Raw genomic sequence first — 15,922 nt, 5'->3', positions numbered from 1 at the left:
GGTAAACGATTGGCGCACCGGTTCACGGCGCCACGTGCGCGCTGGCGCGGCGCCGCAAGCGCACGCAGCCGCAACGTCGAGGCTACGCGTCCCGGCCGCGCCGCGCGCTGTCGAACGTCGGCACGAGCCCGAGATGGTCGAGCAGCCGCGCGAATTCGCCGAGCCGCCGGCGCATGTACGCGGGCACATCCACGTTCGCATAGTCGTGGAAGCCGGCGCCCGTGCGCACGCCGTCGCGGCCGGCTTCCATGTTGCGCACGACGCTCGCGGCCGGCGCGAAGCGCGGCCCGATCTCGCCGGCCAGGTACGTCGACGCGTAATACAGGATGTCGCAGCCGCCCCAGTCGATGAATTCGAGCAGCCCGAGCACCGCGAATCGCGGGCCGAAGCCGGTGCGGATGGCCGTGTCGATATCCTCCGCGCTTGCGACGCCTTCCTCGACCATCCGTGCGGCCTCGTTCATCGCGAGCGCCTGGATGCGCGGCACGATATAGCCGGGCGCCGGCCCGCAGATCACCGGCTTCTTGCCCACGCGTTCGAGCAGCGCCGCGAGCGCGTCGACGACGGACCGATCCGTTACATCGCTGCGGCTAACCTCGACGAGCGGCATCAGCAGCGCGGGATTGAGCCAGTGTGCGTTCAGCATCCGCGCCGGGTGCGCGACGTAGCGCTGCAATTCGGTGACGATGAACGTCGACGTGGTGGACGCGATCGTTGCGTGCGCATCGACGTGTTCGCCGAGCCAGCGCAGCGCGTCCGCCTTGGCATCGAGCACTTCGGGCAGCGCTTCGAACACGATATCGGCATCGCGCACCGCGTCGGCCGCGCCGTCCCGCGCGACGATCGCGATGCGCGCGACGACGGCATCCGCCTGTGCGGCATCGATGCGGCCCAGCGCGACCTGCGCATGCAGCGGCCGGGCGATCTCGTCACGCGTGCGATCGTCGAATGCGCGACGGCCGGCCGCATCGCGCGGCTTGAAGTCGATCAGCGTCACGTCGAGGCCCGCGAACGCGAACACGAGCGCGATGCCCTGCCCCATGCGCCCCGCGCCGAGCACGTGGATGCGCGTCACTTCCGCGGCCGCCTTCATGCCGTGTACCCCGCGCCGAGCAGCACGCGCAGCGCGTCGCGTGACAGCGTCGCGAGCCCGAGCCGTTCCAGCGTGCGGCCTTCCGCGTACAGGTCCCGCACCGCCACCGCGCTCGCGATGCCCAGCAGTCCCTGCGCGACGGGCGTCGGCACGCCGGCCCAACGCCCGCACGACACGATGAACGACAGCCCGAGCCGGGTGTCCTCGAGCATGTAGCGATGCGTGCGCAGATCGATCTTCTCGCGCCAGTCGCCGCTATCGGTCAGCTTGCCGTGCGCGCCGCGCCCGTACATCCACTCGTCGCCTTCGGTCGCGTAGTGATCGGCGAGCGGAAAATGCGGCGCGCGGTAGCCGAGCGCTTCGCGCACCGCGATACGTTCGGCGTCGAGCGCGTTCGTCACGCGGCGGATCGACGGCTGCGTGCCTTCGTTGTGGATGTCCCACGCGTCGAAGTGTTCGAGCGGCCCGGCGTTCATCAGGATCAGCGGCGGATGGATCACCGGGCCCGCGTTCATCAGCGCGCCGGACAACGCATCCTCGACCGCCTCGACCGACGGATAGCCCGCACGCAGCACGTCGAACGCCCAGCCGGCCGCGTTCGCCGGCCACACGCCGGTCGGCAGGCGCGTCGCGTACGCGCTGATCACGACGTCGTTGTCGCCATGCTTGCGCACGAGGTACGGCAGCGTGCCCGTTTCGGCGAACGCGACGCGCGCACGATTGCCGGCGTCGGCCGCCGCGCGGGCGAACACGACGCTGCCGAACGTGCCGGGCGGCAAAAACACGACCTGGCCGTCCTCCAGCAGCGGCGCGACCTGCGCGGCGAGCGCGTCGTGCGACGTGGCCGGCAGCGGCACCACGACGAGCCGCGCGCCGCTCAACGCGGCGGCGAGATCGTCGGTCAGGCGAATCGCGCCGGGCGCGTCGCCGAGCGGCACCGTGCGCTTGCCGCGATAGTCGGTGACGTTCAGCACGCCGAGCTCGTGCAGCCGCGCATGCGGCGCGCGGTCGCGCCGCCACCACGTCACGTCGTGGCCTTTTTCGAGCAGGTCGATGGCCGCCGCATGGCAGCCGTGGCCGCCGCCCAGAACACATACCTTCATCGTTTTCTCCCGGTGATCGAGTCTGTCCGAGACTACGCGGCCGCCTGCGCTGCGTCGCTTCAAAACGCGCAACGACGCGCCCGTTCGCGCAACGCAATCGCGGCGCCGTGCACGACGCTGCACGCCCGCCTCCGCTTCGAGGTCTAGGAATGGACATCGCCCTTTCCCGTCATGCGCCGAACCGGCTCGGCACGCTGCAGGCGCCCGACGAAGTCGAACGCGCGGTCGCGCATCGTCTCGGGCCGCATCGGATGGCCGCGTCCGGCCGCGATCCGTTTCATGCGGAGCTGTACGAGGTGCCGCTGCATCACGGCGCGCTGCTCGAACTCTGCTACGGCCGTGAAACGCGCATCGATTTCGGCGACGACGCCGATCACTTCCTGTTCCGGCTGACGCTCGCGGGCGCGTGCGAACTGCAGGCCGGCAGCGTCGTCGCGCGCGCCGGCCCCGGCGCGCTGACCGTGTCGTCGCCCGCGCTCGCGAGCCGCCTGCGCACGAGCCGCGATTGCCGCAATCTCGTGCTGCGGCTCGAACGCGGCGCGCTCGAACGCAAGTTGCAGGACATGCTGCGCGCGCCGCTCACGCGGCCGCTGCAATTCGACCTCGCGACGAGCGGCGCGGGCGCGGGCGCCGCGCTCGTGCTGTCGACCTTCGAATACCTGTGCCGGCTCGGCGCGCAGCCGCGCATCGGCACGGCGTCGCCGGTGGTCGGCGCGGACCTCACCGCGTGGCTGATGTCGCTGCTGCTCACGCACCTGCCGCACGCGTACAGCGACGCGCTGCTGCGCGGCACGCCACCGCTGCCCGCGCACGTGCGGCGCGCGTGCGATCACGTCGATGCGCACCTCGGCGAACCGCTCGCGCTCGCCGTGCTGGCGGCCGTCGCGGGCGTCGCGCCGCGCACGCTGCAGCATGCGTTCCGCGCGTTCCTGCACACCACGCCGGCCGCGTACGTACGCGAGCGCCGGCTCGCCGCCGTGCACGCGGCGCTGCAACGCGGCGACGCGCGCAGCGTGACCGACGTGCTGATCGCGCACGGCATCCATGGCTTCGGCCATTTCGCGAAGGCGTATGCGCGGCGTTACGGCCACGCGCCTTCCGTCACCGCGAGGCAGACACGTTGACGCTCTCCACTCCCGGCCGCGCGACGGCCCCCGCCCGCCCCGAAGCCGCGCCGCACGACGGCGACTCGCCCGACGGCCTGCGCGTGCAGGATCTCGATCTCAACCTGTTGAAGACGTTTCGCGCGGTGTATGAAGAGCGGAACGTCGGCCGCGCGGCGCTGCGGCTCGGCGTCACGCAGCCGTCCGTCAGCCACGCGCTCGGCCGGCTGCGGCTGATGTTCCGCGACGCGCTGTTCGTGCGCACCGGCACCGGCGTCGAGCCGACCCCGCGCGCGCAACGGCTCGCGATCTCGGTCGACAAGGCGCTCGCGATCCTGCAGGACGTGCTCGACGAAGGCTCGCGCTTCGCGCCCGACAGCACGCAGCGCGTGTTCCGCCTGCACATGAGCGATTTCGCGGCGAGCGCGTTCCTGCCGACGCTGCTCGCCGCGTTCGACCGGCGCGCGCCGGGCGCCGTGATCGAGACGCTGCACGTCGACGAATGCCAGCTCAACGTCGCACTCGAATCGGGGCGCATCGACTTCGCGCTCGGGCATTTCGCCGATGCGTCGAGCCATTTCCAGCGCACCGCGCTGCTGCACGAGCGCTGCGTGCTGCTGATGCCGCGCCGCACCGCCCGGCGCGTCGGCCTGCCCGACGATTTCGTGCTCGACGGCGCGGCGCCCGACGCGCTTCGCTTCGTCGCGATCACGTCGCATCCGCAATCGATGCAATTGCTCGAACGGCACGAACTGATGCCGCGCGTGCGCGCGGCGCTGCCCGATTTCATGGTGGTGCCGGCATTACTGCAAGGCGGCGACTATGCGCTGATCCTGCCGGAGACGATCGCGATCACGTTCGCGGCGCGCCAGCCGTGCGTGCTGTACGAAGTCGCCGGCGCCGGCGAGTGGGCCGTCAACGCGTACTGGCATCGCCGCTTCGACGCGGACCCCGGCCATCGCTGGCTGCGCGCGCTGCTGCTCGAACTGTTCAATATCGGCGAGCAGGCGCCGTTCGACGCATGGCTCGCGCCGCACCCGCCCGCCTGCGCGTAGCGGCGCGAGCGGGCCCGCACCAGGGCGCGGGTCCGCCAAAACGCTCAGAACGACGTGAGGATGCCCGCGACGAGCGCGCTCGCGGTCGCACCCGGCTTCGCGACCGCGACGCCGCCGCCCGCCGCGCCGTTGACGACGAAGCGCGCATGCGCGCCGTTGCGCACCATCGCGGCGCCCGTGTACAGCACCGTGCGCTTCGACAGCGGATAGTCGAAGCGGATGCCGTACGAATCGGCGTTGCCGTCGCTGTCGGCGACCTTCCGGTAATGGCCGACGCTCAGCAGCAGCGACGCGCGTCCGATCGGCACCGTCGCGCTGAGCTCCATGATGTCGCTGTGCGGATACGCGCTCTGGCTGTCGACCGCAGTCGCCACATCGGGGCCGCCGCGATGGCGCATATACAGCGCGGCCACCTTCACGACGTTGAAGTCGTACGAAATCGCGCCGAGCGTGTAGTTGCCGTTCGCGGCCGGGCTCGTGTTGCCGAGCGTCGATGCGGCTACCGGGCTGAACTTCTGCTGCATGTAGTCGACGTCGACCGACAGCCCGCCGCGCACGTAGTTGATGCCCGCGCCGTACGTATCGCCGAGCGTCGCCGGCTGCCCGGCCGCGCCATTGGCGCCGCGCGCGGCCATCGCGCGCAGCATGAAGCCCGCGTAGCGCGGCGACGTGTAGCGCATCGAGTTGCGCACGCGCAGGAACGCGGGCCCGACGAAGTTGTTGGTCGCGTTGCCCCAGGCGAGCCCCGCGCCGAGGCCGGGCAGGCTGTACGTGACGAGCGTCGTATGCAGGATCGTGTAGAGCTCGCCGAACTGCACGCCGCCGAACGGCCCCGTGATGCCGACCCACGCTTCGCGGCCGAACAGCGCGCTGCTGTTCGACAACGCACCGTTCGCCGCGTTGAAGCCGTCCTCGAGCTTGAAGATCGTCGCGTAGCCGCCGCCGAGATCCTCGACACCTTTCAGCCCCCACTGCGACGCCCACAGGTTGCCGCTGCCCATGCGTGTCACGTGGTTCGGCCCGGCGTTCGCGTATTCGATCGCGGTGTCGATGCGGCCGTAGAGCGTCATGCTCGATTGCGCGGCGGCCGGCAGCGTCATGCACGCGAGCAGCGCGGCAAGCAGTACGGCAAGCCGGTCGGCCCGCCCGTTCGGTTGGTTCATCTGCGTCGTCCCGTAGAAGTTGCGGCGCCTGTCGGCATCGCGCCGCGCGGTGTGAAGCGCGTTCGCCTTGAGACGCGAACGCCGCCGATCAAAACCCGGCCGAGTCTAGGAACGACAATTTCGGACGTCGACGCAATGGGCTCTATAACGCTTATAGACGCGCCGCATGATGCGCGCGCGCCCCGTCGCACGTACGCTGCGGGGCGGCTCGCGCGCAAGGCCTCGGTGTTTTCTTTATCCGCGTCGGTAAATGTCCGTGTGGCGCGGCTGTCACTCCGGCTATGGCGGCCGAATTTGGCCGACTACGCTGCGTCACCGATCGTGTCACCCGCACGCGTTCGCGCCGCGACGGCGCCCGGCCCGCGAGGCCGATGCCGCGCGTTTCCACCGCCCGCTCCTGGAGAACCCGCATGTCCGCATCCACGGCCCGCGCTGCCGACGGCAAGCGCTATACGTACGAATGGTATGTCGTCGTCATCTGCATGCTCGCGTACATCTTTTCGTTCGTCGACCGCCAGGTCCTCGTGCTGATGATCGAACCGATCAAGCGCGACCTGCACCTGTCCGATACGCAGTTCAGCCTGCTCAACGGCTTCGCGTTTTCGCTGTTCTATGCGGTGATGGGGCTGCCCGTCGCGTATCTCGCCGACCGCTATGCGCGCCCGCGCATCATCTCGCTCGGCATCGCGCTGTGGAGCGTCGCGACCGCCGCATGCGGGCTCAGCCAGCATTTCGTGCAGATGTTCGTCGCGCGGATGGGCGTCGGTGTCGGCGAGGCCGCGCTGTCGCCCGGCGCGTATTCGATGCTCGCCGACTACTTCCCGAAGGAGAAGCTCGGCCGCGCGATCGCCGTGTATTCGCTCGGCTCGTTCATCGGCGGCGGCATCGCGTTCCTGATCGGCGGCTACGTGATCGCGCTGCTCAAGCATGCGAGCGCGTTCACGCTGCCGATCGTCGGGCAGGTGCATGCCTGGCAGGTCACGTTCCTGATCGTCGGGCTGCCGGGGATCCTCGTTGCGCTGCTGTTCGCCGCGACCGTGCGCGATCCGCAGCGCAAGGGGCTCGCGCAGGATCGCTCGGGCGCCGTGCGGCGCGTGTCGATGCGCGATTCGCTGCGCTTCGTCGGCGCGCATCGCGCGACCTTCGCATGTCACTACCTCGGCTTCTCGTTCTATGCGATGACGCTGTACTGCCTGCTGAGCTGGACGCCCGCGTTCTATATCCGCCACTTCGGGATGACGGCCGTCGAAGCCGGCTACACGCTCGGCATCGTGCTGCTGGCCGCGAACACGGCCGGCGTGTTCTGCGGCGGCTGGCTCAACGACTGGCTGCTGCGGCGCGGCCGAAGCGATGCGCCGATGCGTGCCGGCGCGATCGGCGCCGCGTGCATGGTGATTCCCGCGACGCTGTTCACGCAGCTCGACAGCCTGCCCGCGTCGCTCGCGATGCTGGTCGTCGCGATGTTCTTCGCATCGTTCCCGATGCCGACGTCGACCGCCGCGATGCAGACGCTCGCGCCGAACCAGATGCGCGCGCAGATCTCCGCGCTGTTCCTGCTCGTGTCGAACCTGATCGCGCTCGGGATCGGCACGACCGTCGTCGCGCTATTCACCGATCGCGTGTTCGGCGCGCCGGCCGCGGTCGGCCATTCGATGTCGATCGTCAACGTCGCGGCGGCCACGCTGGCCGCGCTGCTGCTCGCCGCAGGGTGCCGCCACTATCGCCGCAGCCTCGAACGCGAACGCGGTCATGCAGCGGCATCGGCTTCGGCTGACGCGGCCGTCGACGGCGGCAACGCCATCGCCGCTCGCTGAAGCCGCGCGGTTCACCGATCGCGTGGTCGGTGTACCGGCCGCGCGAGCGCCGCCACGCCGACCGGCGACAATCGGCACGCCCACCATCATCCATCCCGCTTATTCCAACATCGATTTTTAATCGATTTGATTTATGCGAGGCCCATCCCTATTCTCGATTGCATGCCGGCGCGGGCTCGGCCGCGCCGCTTTTCTCTACCCACGGAATTTCCCATGCAAGCGAACCGCCACCAGGTCCGGATCGACGCGCTGATCGACGCGGCGCAGGACATCCGCTGTTTCCGGATCTCGCGCGTCGACGGCGAGCCGTTCGACGCGTACGAACCGGGCGCCCATATCGACGTCACCGCGCCGTCCGGCATCACGCGGCAATACTCGCTGTGCGGCAACCCCGACGAGCGCCGCAGCTACCTGTTCGCGGTGAAGAAGGAAACGCACTCGCGCGGCGGCTCGCGCTCGCTGCACGACGACGTAAGCGTCGGCGCCGAATTGTCGATCGGCGCGCCGCGCAACCTGTTTCGCTTGACCGATGCCGCGAGCGAGCACGTGTTGGTCGCGGCCGGCATCGGCATCACGCCGCTGCTGTCGATGGCGTATGCGCTGAACCGGCGCGGCGCACGCTACCGGTTGCATTACTTCGCGCGCAGCCGCGATCACGCGGCCTTCGTCGATGAATTGTCGGCCGAGCCGTTCGCATCGCACGTGACGTTCCACTACGGCGTCGAGCCCGATGCGCTCGCGGCCGAACTCGGCCGCTGCATGGAGTCGATCGACTTGAGCGCGCATGTCTATACGTGCGGCCCCGGGCCGTTCATGGATGCGGTCGTCGCCGCCGCGGTCACGCGCGTTCCGGAAGACGCGATTCATCTCGAACGCTTCGCGGCGGAACCGTCGGCGGGCGTCACCGCCGCGGATGACGCCGCGGCGGACGGCTTCGAAGTGCGCCTGCAACGCAGCGGCCAATCGGTGCGCGTCGCACCCGATACGTCGATCGTCGACGCACTCGCGAAGATCGGCATCGAGGTCGATACCTCATGCGGCGAAGGCGTGTGCGGCACCTGCATGGTGCCGGTGCTCGACGGCGAACCCGATCATCGCGATCACTGCCTGAGCAAGGCCGAGCGCGCGAGCAACACGGTGATCTGCTGCTGCGTGTCGCGTGCGCGCTCGCCCGTGCTCGTGCTCGATCTCTGATGCGCGGGGGCGCGCTGGCGCATCGCGATCTGCCGATCGGCTGACGCACCGATGCGCTTCAGGTCGGGACAGGCCGGCGCCGGCGACACGCGGCCGCCGCCCATCTCGCACCGCCCGATCGTCATTCGTCGAAACGCTCGACGATCTCCGCGAGCAGCGCGCGCATCCATGCGTTGCCCTCGTCCTCGTGGAAATGCTCGTGCCAGTGCATCGTCACCGGCGCGGGCGGCAGCGTGACCGGCAGGTCGTACAGCCGGAACGCGTTGTCGCGGTTGAGAATCCGCGCGAGCCGCTTCGGCAGCGTCGCATACAGATCGGTGACCGACAGCACGCTCGGCAGCGCAACGAAGTGCGGCACCTCGAGCGCGATGTTGCGGCCCACGCCTTGCGCGCGCAACGCATCGTCGAGCGCGTGGTGGCTGTGCTCGACCGATTTCACGTTCACGTGCGCGGCGCGCACGAACTGCTCGAGACTCAGCGCGGCGGCCGTCGGCAGCCCGCGCCTGCGCCCCGTCATGCACACGTAGGTTTCCTCGAACAGCACCTGGTGGCGCGTGCGCGGCATCAACTCCGGCAAGTTGCCGATCGCGAAGTCGAGCCGGCTCGCGCGCAGCGCTTCCTCGATCTCCTCCACCGGCAGCGGCTGCACGCTGAGCGTCACGCGCGGCGCGCGCTCGCGCAGCGCCCGGCAGATCGCCGGCAGGTACGCCATCTCGCCCGCATCCGACAGCGACAGCCGGAACGTGCGCGTGCTGGTGGCCGGATCGAAGCGCTCCGCGTAGCGCAGCGCGACGCGCACCATGTCGAGCGCCTTGCCGACGATGCCGGCGAGTTCCAGCGCGACCGGCGTCGGCTGCATGCCGGCGCGCGTGCGCACGAACAGCGGATCGTCGAACAGCGTGCGCAGCCGGCCGAGCGAATAGCTGACGGCCGGCTGCGACAGCGCAAGCCGCTCGCCGGCCTTCGTCAGGCTGCGTTCCTCGACGATCGCCTGGAATACGCGCAACAGGTTCAGATCGAGATGATCGACCGATGTCATCGTGACCTCCATCATTTGCCGCATTTATTTGATCGTCGATTTTAGATCAATTTGACCGATATGTAGCAGAAGACGAGACTGATCTCCGGACGCTGCGCCCGGCGCGGCCCGATTTTCGCGACTCTTTCCCCACGACGACGATGAGCGACATTGCCTACCAGACGATCGACACCCGCGCGTTGCACGGTCTCGCGCAGCCCGACCGCATCGCGCCCGCGATGTACCACGACCCCGCGCTGTTCGAAGCCGAGCTCGACCGCATCTTCTACCGCACCTGGATCTGGGTCGCGCACGAAAGCGAACTGCCGAACCCGGGCGACTTCATCACGACGACGATCGGCCGCCAGCCGGTGATCGTCGTGCGCGACAAGACCGGCGAGATCAACGTGCTGCAGAACCGCTGCCGCCATCGCGGCGCGACCGTGTGCGAAGCGCACAAGGGCAACGCGAAGGGCTTCACGTGCCCGTATCACAGCTGGTCGTACGCGCTCGACGGTACGCTGCGCGCGCTGCCGTACGGCGACGGCTACGAAGGCGTGTGCGACAAGGGCGACCTGCCGCTCGTGAAGCTGCGCGTCGGCGTGTACCAGGGGTTGATCTTCGCGAGCTTCAACGACGCGATCGAGCCGCTCGAGGATTTCCTCGGCGGCGCGAAGCCGTGGATCGACCTGTTCATGAAACAGGGCGCCGGCTACCCGATCAAGGCGAATGGCGAGCACAAGTTCAGGTTCAAGGGCAACTGGAAGATCCAGCTCGAGAACACCACCGACCTCTACCACTTCCCGGTCGTGCACAAGTCGTGGATGAAGTCGATCGACGACGAAACGGCCGCCGCGATCACGCGCTTCATGACGAGCGAGGACGCGTTCTGCCGCGCGCTCGGCAACGGCCACAGCCTCGCGGTGCTGATGCCCGAGCTGATCGATCTCGACGCGGACGACGGCGCCCCGCTGCCCGAACGCTTCGCGCCGCTCGCGGCGAAGCTCGCCGAGCGCCACGCGCCGGACGAAGTGCGCCGCATCGTGCGCTCGCTGATGGGCGTCGGCTTCAACCTGAACCTGTTCCCGAACCTCGCGCTGTCGATGGCGTTCTTCCGCGTGCTGCGGCCGATCTCCGCGAACGAAACCGAGATCCGCCACGTCGCGCTCGCGATGGACGGCGGCCCCGACGAAGCGAACCGCGAGCGCCTGCGCATTCACGAACACTTCCAGGGCCCGTTCGGCTTCGGCAGCCCCGACGACGCGGAAGCCTGGGAGCGCGTGCAGCGCGGCGCGCATGCGGGCCCCGACGTGCCGATCCTCGTGAATCGCGGGCTGAACCGTGAAATTACCGCCGCGAACGGCGAAAAGACCGCGCACGCGACCGACGAAACCGGCATGCGCGAGGCCTACCAGCAGTGGCGCAAAATGATGGAGCAACAGTGATGGACGACCGCAACGCCCTCTTTTCCGAGCAGACCTTCGCCCGCGCGGTCGAATTCGTGTGGCGCGAAGCCGAGATGCTCGACCGTCGCGACTACCGCGCATGGCTCGACCTGTGGGATCCGGCCGGCCACTACGTGGTGCCGATCGATCCCGACGCGACCGACTTCGCGGCGACGCTGAACTACGTGTTCGACGACCACGACATGCGCGAGAAGCGCGTGCAGCGGATGGTGTCCGGTTACTCGGCGTCGGCCGCCGACGCGGCGCGCACGGTGCGCACCGTGTCGCGCTTCACGCTGGAGAGCGGCAGCGCCGACACCGTCGAGCTGAAATCGGCGCAGGTCGTCGTCGCGTACAAGCGCGGTGCCGCGACGCTGTTCGCGGCCGACGTCACGCACAAACTGCACGTCGATGCCGACGGCGAGATGCGGATCGCGGAGAAGGTCGTGCGCCTGATCGACTCGACCGAAGCGCTCAGCGCGATCGGCTTCCTGCTGTAAGCCGTGGCCGGTTCACCGCTGCACGCGCAAAGGTGAACCGGTCACCTTCACCTTTCCGAGCCATCATGCCCACACTCGAAGTTTTCCTGCCGGCCGGCCATGACGATGCGCGCAAGGCCGAGCTGATCGCGAGACTGACCGGTGCGACCGTCGACGCGATCGGCGCACCGATCGAATCGGTGCGCGTGCTGCTCACCGAACTGCCCGCGACGCATATCGGCCTCGGCGGCCGCAGCGCCGCGGACGGCGCGCCGCCGTCGCTGCCGGTGATCGTCGCGATCCTGATCGCCGGCCGCACCGACGAGCAGAAGCGCGCGCTGATCGCCGCGCTGTCCGACGCGGGCGCGAACGTGCTCGACGCGCCGCTGCAGGCGACGCGCGTGATCATCAAGGACATTCCGAACACCGGCTTCGGCATCGGCGGCCGGACCGCGCGGGCGCTGGGGCGCTGACGATGCGCCGTGTGCCGCCGCCCCGCCGCGACGCGCCGCCGCGGTTGCGCTCAACCATCGGCGAGCGGCAACGTGACGCGGCAGTCGAGCCCGCCGCCCGCGGCCGCGCTCGCGGCGATCCGCCCGCCGTGGCGCGTGACGATGCTCTTGCACAGCGACAACCCGATCCCGTTGCCGCCGGCCTTCGACGACGAGAAGCCGTCGAACAGCCGCTCGTGCGCGCCGGCCTCGATGCCCGGGCCATTGTCGATCGCACGCAACTCCGCCTGGCCGGCCACGTTCGCGGTGCCGAGCGTCAGCGTGCGCGGCACGCGCTCGCAACTGGCGAATGCCTCGATCGCATTGAACGCGAGATTCAGGATCACCTGCCCGATCAGCACGCGCTCGCAACGGATCGGCAGCGGTGTGTCGGCCTGCACGATCGCGACCGTCACGCCGGCTTCCTTCGCGCGCAGCTCGATGAAGTACGCGACGTCCGCGAGGATGTCGCGCAGGTCGGCCCGCGCGACGACCGGCTCGCGCTTCACGATGAACTCGCGCACGCTCTTGATGATCAGCGCCGCGTGCTCGGCCTGCCGGTCCGCGCTGCGCAGCCCCCAGATCGCGTCGTCGACGGCACCGTTGCCGTTCAGCCGTCGCACCGCGCCTTCGATGAAATTGCGCACGGCCGCGAGCGGCTGGCTCAACTCGTGCGCGATCACGGTCGCCATCTCGCCCATCGCGTTGTAACGGCCCGCGTATTCGAGCATCCGCGCCTCGGCGCGCCGCGCGTCCTCGATCGCGACTTCGTCGCTCACGTCGCGGAACTGCACGAGCAGCCCGTCGAGATCGCCTTCGATCTCGACCTGCCGGCACAGGATGCGCAGCCAGCATGCCGAGCCGTCGCGCCGCACGATCCGGTAGCGCTGCGGCGCGGACGGATGCGCCGACGGTGCATCGCGCAACTGCGCGACGAGCCGGTCGCGATCGGCTTCGGCGCAGTAGTCGAGCACCTCCCCGAGCGGTTCGCCGGGCGCGAGCCCGAGCACGCGGCGGCCCGACTCGCTGATGAACTGCACGCCGCCGTGCGGCGTCACGACCGCGATCCCTTCGTCGAGATCCTGCATGAACTCGCGCAGCCGCGCCTCGTAGCGGCGCAATTGCTGGCGCACCGCCTCTTCCGCGCTGATGTCGCGAAACTGCACCATCACGACGTCGCGCCCGCGCAGCGGCACGTAGGTCGCGGTGGCCTCGGACAGCATGTCGACGCCCGTACGCGATCGATAACACCACTCGTACACCTGCGGCCCGTCGACGAGCGCGCGATCCCACGCGCTCACCGCGATCTCGCGCCGGTACTTCGGCTCGGGGCGCGTCATGTCCGGCGCCTTCAGCGGCAGCAATTCCTCGACGGAAAAACCGAGCGCGATGCACGCGGCGCGATTCGCCCACACGATCGCCTTGGTCTGCGCGTCGTGCAGCAGCACGCACGTGGTCAGCGCGTCGAGCAGCCGGTGGAAATCGTCTTCGTCGGGAAAACTCATGATCGGATTCAGAGCAAGGCGCGCGGCGTCGCGCGGCCGGAAGCCCAACATAGCACCGGCGCGCGCCGATCGCATCTGAAGATTTCTTTAGGCCGGCACGGAGCGTCACCAGTCAGGCGGCCCAACGCACCAATTGCTGCGTGTTTTCGGCGTTTCTAGACTAGGGTCTGTTTGCATATGACACGCACGTGCGAATGCCCGACATCGCCCCATCCCCAGGAGACTTTCATGCCGCAAGCCGCCCTCGCCATCGAATCCGCGCCGCCTTCGCCGCCCGCGGCCCGTCCCGCGGCCGGGCAGTTGTCGCCGCTCGACGCGGTGATCGAAACCGTCGCCGCCCGCCGCGACGAATTCGACCGGCTGTCGCACGTGCCGCGCGACGTGATCGCGCTGTTCAAGCAGGCCGGCATCTATCGCGCGGGCACGCCGCGCCGCTTCGGCGGCGACGCGCTCGCGCCGACCGCGTTCCTCGACATGATCGAACGGATCGCAACCGCCGACGGCTCGGCCGCGTGGGTCGCGAGCTTCGGCTCCGCGAACGTCTACCTCGCCGCGCTGCCGCTCGACACGCAGGCCGAGCTGTACGCGAGCGGCCCCGATCAGGTGTTCGCGGGCGGCCTGTTTCCGGTGCAGCCCGCGCAGGACGCTCCGGGCGGCTGGCGCGTGAACGGCACGTGGAAATTCGCGAGCGGCTGCAAGGGCGCCGACTGGCTCGGCGTCGGCATCGCCGTGCCGGGCGCGCGGGACGCGGCGCCCAACAAGCCGCGCACGGCCGTGTTCCGCGCCGCCGATGTCGAGATCGTCGAGAACTGGAGCGTGGTCGGCATGCAGGGCACCGGCAGCCACGACCTGCGCGTGAACGACCGCTTCGTGCCCGAGGCGTGGACCTTCGTGCGCGGCGGCGAGGCGACGGTCGACGAGCCGCTGTACCGCTACCCGACCGTCGCGTATGCGGCGCAGGTGCTGGCCGTCGTCAATCTCGGCCTCGCGCGCGCGGCGCTCGACGTCGTGAACCGGATGTCGGGCGGCCGCCAGACGACGACCGGCGCGCCGCGTCTCGCCGATCGCGCGTACTACCGCATCGAGCTCGCGAAGGCCGAGGCGCAACTGCGCTCGGCACGCGCGTTCTTCTACGACGCGACCGATACCGTGTGGCAATCGATCCTCGCCGGCAATCCGGTGACGCCCGACCAGGTCAGCCTGCTGCGGCTCGCGGCCACGCAGATCGCGCGCGAAGGCGCGAGCGTCGTCGAACGCGCATACCGCCTCGGCGGCACGGCGGCGATCTATCGCACGCATCCGTTGCAGCGGCTGCTGCGCGATGCGATGGTCGTCACGCAGCACGCGTTTCTCGGCGAAGGCAACTTCGACGGCGCGGGCGCGGTGTTTACCGGCGTCACGCCGTTTCCCGGCTATCTGTGACCGGCATCGGTCGAAACCGCGATGCATACGCATGAAACCGGATCCGGAGCGCGCTCGCCGGCCGGAGCATGCACCCAACCGATTCCTCTGGAGAACCCGATATGTCCGATTCGAATCCGCTGCCGCTGCGCGTGCTGTTCTGCTGCGGCGTGTCGCAGAATTTCTTCGACCTGCCGCGCGAGCGGATCGGCGAAGTGTGGCAGGCGTACGGCGCGATGCTCGCGGCCGTCGAGGCGATGCCCGGCGTGCGCGTGCTCGGCGTGATGGACGACGACCGCCTCGTGGTCGGCCAGGCCGACGGCGCGCCATGGACGTTCTACATCATGGCCGACGTCGCCGATTTCGACACGGCGGTCGCGGTGTGCAACCTGTACCGCACGACGCCCGTCGGCGAATACAACCTGTGGCGCTACGGCAAGATCGAGGCGCGCGTCGGCCGCGCGCTGAGCGTGCCGCCGGCCGCGAAGCCCGCGGCGTGAGGCGCGCGATGAGCGACCTGACACCCGCCGCGATCGACGCGCTCGCGCGGCGCGTCGCGGCGCTCGACGCCGAGCGCGCGGTGCGCGCGACGATCACGCGGTACATGGCGCTGTGCGACGTACCCGACGATGCGGGCGCGGGCCCGTCGCTGGCCGAACTGTTCACGACCGACGCCGTGTGGGAAGGCATCGGCCTGCAGTATGCAAGGAAATTCGGCCGCGTCGAAGGCACCGCCGCGATCGTCGCGATGCTCGGCCGCTATCTGCCGCCCGATCCGCATTTCGCGGCGAACCTGCACTTCCTGACGTCGGAGTCGATCGAGATCGGCGCCGGCCATGCAAGCGCACGCGGCCGCTGGGTCATGCTGCAGGCGTCGCGCTACGCGGACGGCTCGGCCGAGCTGATCGCCGCGCGGCTGACCGTCGATTTCGCGCCGGCCGCCAGCGGCTCCGCCTGGCTGATCCGCCATTTCCGCACCGAACGCGTGCTCGACGGCCCGTGGCCGCTCGCCGCCGCGCCACGGTCCTGATGTTTCCCGCCGCTTTCGCACGATACCG

15 protein-coding genes are annotated in these 15,922 nt (G+C 69.6%); 10 read left to right on the top strand and 5 right to left on the bottom strand.

What is annotated here, in order from left to right:
- Positions 1-82 precede the first annotated feature (82 nt).
- Positions 83-1,093 (bottom strand): 3-hydroxybutyryl-CoA dehydrogenase, encoded by a 1,011-nt coding sequence (locus tag CFB35_RS18535; protein ID WP_089465408.1) that lies wholly within the window; start codon positions 1,091-1,093, stop codon positions 83-85.
- Positions 1,090-2,196, bottom strand: a complete 1,107-nt coding sequence (locus CFB35_RS18530; protein WP_059580138.1) for an NAD/NADP-dependent octopine/nopaline dehydrogenase family protein — start codon at positions 2,194-2,196, stop codon at positions 1,090-1,092. The genes CFB35_RS18535 and CFB35_RS18530 overlap by 4 nt, the downstream gene beginning before the upstream one ends.
- Positions 2,197-2,345: 149 nt before the next feature.
- Here CFB35_RS18530 and CFB35_RS18525 point away from each other — a divergent pair, with 149 nt between their 5' ends.
- Both CFB35_RS18525 and CFB35_RS18520 read left to right on the top strand, forming a co-directional pair.
- Positions 2,346-3,320, top strand: a complete 975-nt coding sequence (locus tag CFB35_RS18525) for an AraC family transcriptional regulator (protein WP_059580135.1) — start codon at positions 2,346-2,348, stop codon at positions 3,318-3,320.
- On the top strand, positions 3,317-4,354 hold the full coding sequence (locus CFB35_RS18520) for a LysR family transcriptional regulator (RefSeq protein ID WP_059580133.1): 1,038 nt from the start codon (positions 3,317-3,319) through the stop codon (positions 4,352-4,354). The genes CFB35_RS18525 and CFB35_RS18520 overlap by 4 nt, the downstream gene beginning before the upstream one ends.
- A 44-nt stretch (positions 4,355-4,398) precedes the next feature.
- On the opposite strand, the gene CFB35_RS18515 is transcribed toward CFB35_RS18520, so the two are convergent.
- The gene (locus tag CFB35_RS18515) at positions 4,399-5,517 is read right to left on the bottom strand and encodes a porin (protein WP_089465407.1); all 1,119 of its coding nucleotides are present in this window, start codon (positions 5,515-5,517) and stop codon (positions 4,399-4,401) included.
- A gap of 410 nt (positions 5,518-5,927) precedes the next feature.
- Here CFB35_RS18515 and CFB35_RS18510 point away from each other — a divergent pair, with 410 nt between their 5' ends.
- Positions 5,928-7,331 carry an MFS transporter gene (locus CFB35_RS18510; protein WP_089465406.1) on the top strand — a complete coding sequence of 468 codons (1,404 nt, stop codon included), beginning with the start codon at positions 5,928-5,930 and terminating at the stop codon, positions 7,329-7,331.
- A gap of 213 nt (positions 7,332-7,544) precedes the next feature.
- Positions 7,545-8,525, top strand: a complete 981-nt coding sequence (locus CFB35_RS18505; protein WP_089465405.1) for a PDR/VanB family oxidoreductase — start codon at positions 7,545-7,547, stop codon at positions 8,523-8,525.
- A gap of 121 nt (positions 8,526-8,646) precedes the next feature.
- Here CFB35_RS18505 and CFB35_RS18500 read toward each other — a convergent pair whose 3' ends face one another.
- Positions 8,647-9,564 (bottom strand): LysR family transcriptional regulator, encoded by a 918-nt coding sequence (locus tag CFB35_RS18500; RefSeq protein WP_059580327.1) that lies wholly within the window; start codon positions 9,562-9,564, stop codon positions 8,647-8,649.
- A gap of 140 nt (positions 9,565-9,704) precedes the next feature.
- On the opposite strand from CFB35_RS18500, the gene CFB35_RS18495 reads away from it, so the two are divergent.
- The 3 genes from CFB35_RS18495 (at position 9,705) to CFB35_RS18485 (ending at position 11,940) form a co-directional block, all read left to right on the top strand.
- Positions 9,705-10,988, top strand: a complete 1,284-nt coding sequence (locus CFB35_RS18495) for a Rieske 2Fe-2S domain-containing protein (RefSeq protein WP_060967911.1) — start codon at positions 9,705-9,707, stop codon at positions 10,986-10,988.
- Positions 10,985-11,488, top strand: a complete 504-nt coding sequence (locus tag CFB35_RS18490) for an aromatic-ring-hydroxylating dioxygenase subunit beta (RefSeq protein ID WP_059640303.1) — start codon at positions 10,985-10,987, stop codon at positions 11,486-11,488. Before CFB35_RS18495 ends, CFB35_RS18490 begins: the two co-directional genes overlap by 4 nt.
- A gap of 65 nt (positions 11,489-11,553) precedes the next feature.
- Positions 11,554-11,940 carry a tautomerase family protein gene (locus CFB35_RS18485; RefSeq protein ID WP_059580117.1) on the top strand — a complete coding sequence of 129 codons (387 nt, stop codon included), beginning with the start codon at positions 11,554-11,556 and terminating at the stop codon, positions 11,938-11,940.
- A gap of 50 nt (positions 11,941-11,990) precedes the next feature.
- On the opposite strand, the gene CFB35_RS18480 is transcribed toward CFB35_RS18485, so the two are convergent.
- Positions 11,991-13,538 (bottom strand): sensor histidine kinase, encoded by a 1,548-nt coding sequence (locus CFB35_RS18480; protein ID WP_089465404.1) that lies wholly within the window; start codon positions 13,536-13,538, stop codon positions 11,991-11,993.
- Positions 13,539-13,691: 153 nt separating this feature from the next.
- On the opposite strand from CFB35_RS18480, the gene CFB35_RS18475 reads away from it, so the two are divergent.
- From CFB35_RS18475 to CFB35_RS18465, 3 genes are all read left to right on the top strand, one after another.
- Entirely contained in the window at positions 13,692-14,885 is a 1,194-nt protein-coding gene (locus CFB35_RS18475; protein ID WP_059640309.1) for an acyl-CoA dehydrogenase family protein, read from the top strand.
- A gap of 101 nt (positions 14,886-14,986) precedes the next feature.
- Positions 14,987-15,364: a hypothetical protein gene (locus CFB35_RS18470; RefSeq protein WP_059580110.1), complete on the top strand. Its 378-nt coding sequence runs from the start codon at positions 14,987-14,989 to the stop codon at positions 15,362-15,364.
- A gap of 8 nt (positions 15,365-15,372) precedes the next feature.
- The gene (locus tag CFB35_RS18465; RefSeq protein ID WP_059580107.1) at positions 15,373-15,894 is read left to right on the top strand and encodes a nuclear transport factor 2 family protein; all 522 of its coding nucleotides are present in this window, start codon (positions 15,373-15,375) and stop codon (positions 15,892-15,894) included.
- The last annotated feature ends 28 nt before the right edge of the window (positions 15,895-15,922 follow it).

The organism is Burkholderia sp. AU16482 (assembly GCF_002223285.1).
GTDB lineage: Bacteria > Pseudomonadota > Gammaproteobacteria > Burkholderiales > Burkholderiaceae > Burkholderia > Burkholderia semiarida.
This window is presented reverse-complemented; position numbering and strand designations above follow the sequence as displayed.

Coding starts and splice junctions, on each gene's coding strand:
- CFB35_RS18535 (WP_089465408.1), bottom strand. CDS start 1,093: ATGAAGGCGGCCGCGGAAGTGACGCGCATCCACGTGCTCGGCGCGGGG.
- CFB35_RS18530 (WP_059580138.1), bottom strand. CDS start 2,196: ATGAAGGTATGTGTTCTGGGCGGCGGCCACGGCTGCCATGCGGCGGCC.
- CFB35_RS18525 (WP_059580135.1), top strand. CDS start 2,346: ATGGACATCGCCCTTTCCCGTCATGCGCCGAACCGGCTCGGCACGCTG.
- CFB35_RS18515 (WP_089465407.1), bottom strand. CDS start 5,517: ATGAACCAACCGAACGGGCGGGCCGACCGGCTTGCCGTACTGCTTGCC.
- CFB35_RS18510 (WP_089465406.1), top strand. CDS start 5,928: ATGTCCGCATCCACGGCCCGCGCTGCCGACGGCAAGCGCTATACGTAC.
- CFB35_RS18505 (WP_089465405.1), top strand. CDS start 7,545: ATGCAAGCGAACCGCCACCAGGTCCGGATCGACGCGCTGATCGACGCG.
- CFB35_RS18500 (WP_059580327.1), bottom strand. CDS start 9,564: ATGACATCGGTCGATCATCTCGATCTGAACCTGTTGCGCGTATTCCAG.
- CFB35_RS18495 (WP_060967911.1), top strand. CDS start 9,705: ATGAGCGACATTGCCTACCAGACGATCGACACCCGCGCGTTGCACGGT.
- CFB35_RS18485 (WP_059580117.1), top strand. CDS start 11,554: ATGCCCACACTCGAAGTTTTCCTGCCGGCCGGCCATGACGATGCGCGC.
- CFB35_RS18480 (WP_089465404.1), bottom strand. CDS start 13,538: ATGCGATCGGCGCGCGCCGGTGCTATGTTGGGCTTCCGGCCGCGCGAC.
- CFB35_RS18475 (WP_059640309.1), top strand. CDS start 13,692: ATGCCGCAAGCCGCCCTCGCCATCGAATCCGCGCCGCCTTCGCCGCCC.
- CFB35_RS18470 (WP_059580110.1), top strand. CDS start 14,987: ATGTCCGATTCGAATCCGCTGCCGCTGCGCGTGCTGTTCTGCTGCGGC.
- CFB35_RS18465 (WP_059580107.1), top strand. CDS start 15,373: ATGAGCGACCTGACACCCGCCGCGATCGACGCGCTCGCGCGGCGCGTC.